2 protein-coding genes are annotated in these 3752 nt (G+C 67.1%); one reads left to right on the top strand and one right to left on the bottom strand.

The genetic code is table 11. The features are described 5' to 3' along the window. Positions 1–83 precede the first annotated feature (83 nt). The gene (aceE, locus tag STRTUCAR8_RS06505) at positions 84–2816 is read right to left on the bottom strand and encodes a pyruvate dehydrogenase (acetyl-transferring), homodimeric type (protein WP_006374703.1); all 2733 of its coding nucleotides are present in this window, start codon (positions 2814–2816) and stop codon (positions 84–86) included. 468 nt (positions 2817–3284) lie between these two features. Here aceE and STRTUCAR8_RS06500 point away from each other — a divergent pair, with 468 nt between their 5' ends. Then, the gene (locus tag STRTUCAR8_RS06500; protein ID WP_006374702.1) at positions 3285–3722 is read left to right on the top strand and encodes a DUF3052 domain-containing protein; all 438 of its coding nucleotides are present in this window, start codon (positions 3285–3287) and stop codon (positions 3720–3722) included. Positions 3723–3752 lie beyond the last annotated feature (30 nt).

The following is a 3752-nucleotide window of genomic DNA, read 5'->3' as shown; positions in this document are numbered from 1 at the left end:
CAGGGGCGCGGGGAACTGCGCGACCAGCCACGACGGACCGTCAGACGGACGACTGCCCGACCCACGGCGCGCCAAGCGGAGCGTTACGCGTCGCCGCCCGCCGCACCCGGATCCGCCGAAGCCACGTCGAGCAACTGGTACCGGTCGATCGCCTGCTTCAGCACCGAACGGTCCACCTTGCCCTCCTTGGCCAGCTCGGTCAGCACCGCCACCACGATCGACTGCGCGTCGATGTGGAAGTGGCGCCGGGCCGCGCCCCGCGTGTCCGCGAAGCCGAAGCCGTCCGCGCCCAGCGACTGGTACGTCCCCGGCACCCAGCGCGAGATCTGGTCCGGAACCGAACGCATCCAGTCGGACACGGCCACGAACGGACCCTCGGCCGAGCCCAGCTTCCGCGTCACGTACGGGACGCGCTGCTCCTCCTCCGGGTGCAGCAGGTTGTGCTGCTCCACCGCGACCGCCTCGCGCCGCAGCTCGTTCCAGGAGGTCGCCGACCAGACGTCCGCCCGTACATTCCACTCCTCGGCGAGCATCCGCTGTGCCTCCAGCGCCCATGGCACCGCGACACCGGACGCGATGACCTGCGCCGGGATGGAGCCCGAAGTCGCCGCGCCCACCCGGTGGATGCCCTTGAGGATGCCGTCGACGTCGACGTTCTCCGGCTCGGCCGGGTGCTGGATCGGCTCGTTGTAGACGGTGAGGTAGTAGAAGATGTCCTCACTGTCGGGGCCGTACATCCGGCGCAGACCGTCCTGCACGATGTGCGCGATCTCGTACGAGTACGCCGGGTCGTACGCCACACAGCCCGGGTTCGTCGAGGCGAGCAGCTGCGAGTGGCCGTCGGCGTGCTGGAGACCCTCGCCGGTCAGAGTCGTACGGCCGGCGGTCGCACCCAGCACGAAACCGCGCGCCAACTGGTCGGCCATCTGCCAGAACTGGTCACCGGTGCGCTGGAAACCGAACATCGAGTAGAAGACGTAGACGGGGATCAGCGGTTCGCCATGCGTGGCGTACGCCGAACCCGCCGCGATCAGCGAAGCCGTGCAGCCCGCCTCCGAGATGCCGTCGTGCAGCATCTGGCCGGTCGGGGACTCCTTGTACGCGAGGAGCAACTCACGGTCGACCGACTCGTACTGCTGGCCGAGCGGGTTGTAGATCTTCGCGCTCGGGAAGAACGAGTCCATGCCGAACGTGCGGTACTCGTCCGGCGCGATCAGCACGAAACGCTTGCCGATCTCCTTGTCCCGCATGAGGTCCTTGAGCAGTCGGACGAATGCCATGGTCGTGGCGATCGACTGCTGACCCGAACCCTTCTTCACACTCGCGTACGTCTTCTCCGGCGGTAGCGTCAACGGCTTGGCGCGGACGACACGGGTGGGGACGTAGCCGCCGAGCGAGTTGCGGCGGTCGTGCATGTACTGGATCTCTTCCGAGTTCCGGCCCGGGTGGAAGTACGGCGGCGCACCGCCCTCCAGCTCCTTGTCGGAGATGGGGAGGTGCAGCCGGTCGCGGAAGCCCTTGAGGTCGGTCGCCGTCAGCTTCTTCATCTGGTGCGTGGCGTTGCGGCCCTCGAAGTTGGGTCCGAGGGTCCAGCCCTTGACGGTCTTGGCGAGGATGACGGTCGGCTGGCCCTTGTGCGCCTTGGCCGCCGCGAACGCCGCGAAGATCTTCTTGTGGTCGTGGCCACCGCGGCCCAGGTGCAGCACCTGGTCGTCGGTCATGTTCTCGACCATCGCGCGCAGCCGGGTGTCGTCACCGAAGAAGTGGTCGCGGATGTACGAACCGGTCTCGGTGGCGTACGTCTGGAACTGCCCGTCGGGCGTCGTGTTCATCTTGTTGACGAGCACACCGTCCCGGTCCTGCGCGAGCAGCGGGTCCCAGCTGCGGTCCCAGACCAGCTTGACGACGTTCCAGCCGGCGCCCCGGAACTGCGACTCCAGCTCCTGGATGATCTTGCCGTTGCCGCGCACCGGGCCGTCGAGCCGCTGGAGGTTGCAGTTCACGACGAAGGTCAGGTTGTCGAGGCCCTCGCGCGCGGCGATCGACAGCTGGCCGAGCGACTCCGGCTCGTCCATCTCGCCGTCACCGAGGAACGCCCACACGTGCGACTTGGAGGTGTCCGCGATCCCGCGCGCCTCCATGTAGCGGTTCATCCGCGCCTGGAAGATCGCGCCGAGCGGGCCGAGGCCCATGGAGACGGTCGGGAACTCCCAGAAGTCCGGCATCAGACGCGGGTGCGGGTACGAGGACAGGCCGTACGGCGCCTTCGACTTCTCCTGGCGGAACGCGTCGAGCTGCTGCTCGCTGAGCCGGTCGAGAAGGAACGCGCGGGCGTAGATACCGGGGGAGGCGTGGCCCTGGAAGAAGATCTGGTCGCCGCCGTCGCCCTCGTCCTTGCCCCGGAAGAAGTGGTTGAAGCCCACGTCGTAGAGCGAGGCGGAGGAGGCGAAGGTCGCGATGTGGCCGCCGACGCCGATCCCGGGCCGCTGGGCGCGCGACACCATCACGGCAGCGTTCCAGCGGGTCGCGTTCAGGATGCGGCGCTCGATCTCCTCGTTGCCGGGGAAGAAGGGCTCGTCCTTCGTCGCGATCGTGTTGACGTAGTCCGTGCTCCGCATCTCGGGCACGGCCACGCGCTTCTCGCGGGCCCGCTCGATCAGCCTCAGCATCAGATAGCGGGCCCGCTCCCGGCCGCGTTCGTCAACAGCGGCGTCGAGGGAGTCGAGCCATTCCTGGGTTTCTTCGGGATCGAAGTCAGGGACCTGACTCGGAAGGCCGCCAATGATGATCGGGTTGCGATCTGATCCGGAAGCCACGCTGTTCCTTCGCTCTCGGAGGGCTTGATCCGGGGCACGCTGTAAGCCTGCTCCGGGGCTGCGAATGCACTGGCCCCATCGTGTACCCCGAGGCCGGGTACGTCACCTCTACTCAGAAGTAGCCCCGGTGGAGGATCGCCGGGCGGGGTGTCCGCAGCCAAATCGCAACGATACGCCCAGTCCGTGACGTGTTCCGTAAAGCGATTCGGATCTCGCACGCATGTGTGAGAGGTTCGGGAGTCACTCGGGAGCAGCAAAACCGCAAAGCGGGCAGAATGGTGTGGTGCGCGTCACTAGTTCCCGGGAACCGCTGTCTGTAGTTGCGGCGACACCGCCAGGATCGTCACCGTTTCGGCGGTCTCGACGGCCGGGTACTTGCGCGATCCGTCCCGCCCGTGTGGACTACGGCCAATGCTTCGCGCACGCGCGTGGCTGCACATTTCTCGAAACATGATCAGGAGGCAACCCGTGAGCGCGACCGCGGACCACGCGGAGGAGCGGACTAACCCTGCCGCAAGGCTGGGGTTCCAGCCCGAGCAGGTGGTCCAGGAGATCGGCTACGACGACGACGTCGACCAGGAGCTCCGCGAGGCCATTGAGGAAGTCATCGGCAGCGATCTCGTTGACGAGGAGTACGACGACGTCGCAGATGCCGTGGTGCTCTGGTTCCGCGACGACGACGGCGACCTGACCGATTCGCTGGTGGATGCCACCACGTACATCGAAGAAGGCGGCGCGATCCTGCTCCTCACGCCCAAGACGGGCCGTGAAGGCTACGTGGAGCCGAGCGACATCTCTGAAGCCGCGACGACGGCGGGTCTGTCGGCGACGAAGAGCGTCAGTGTGGGCAAGGACTGGAGTGGGAGTCGTCTGGCGACGCCCAAGGCAGCGAAGTCGAAGAAGTAGGCAGTGACCGTGGCCGAAGCGGGCCGTCTG

Source organism: Streptomyces turgidiscabies Car8, from assembly GCF_000331005.1.
Taxonomy (GTDB): domain Bacteria; phylum Actinomycetota; class Actinomycetes; order Streptomycetales; family Streptomycetaceae; genus Streptomyces; species Streptomyces turgidiscabies.
The sequence above is the reverse complement of the archived record's forward strand: the minus strand, read 5'-3'. Positions and strand labels throughout refer to the sequence as shown.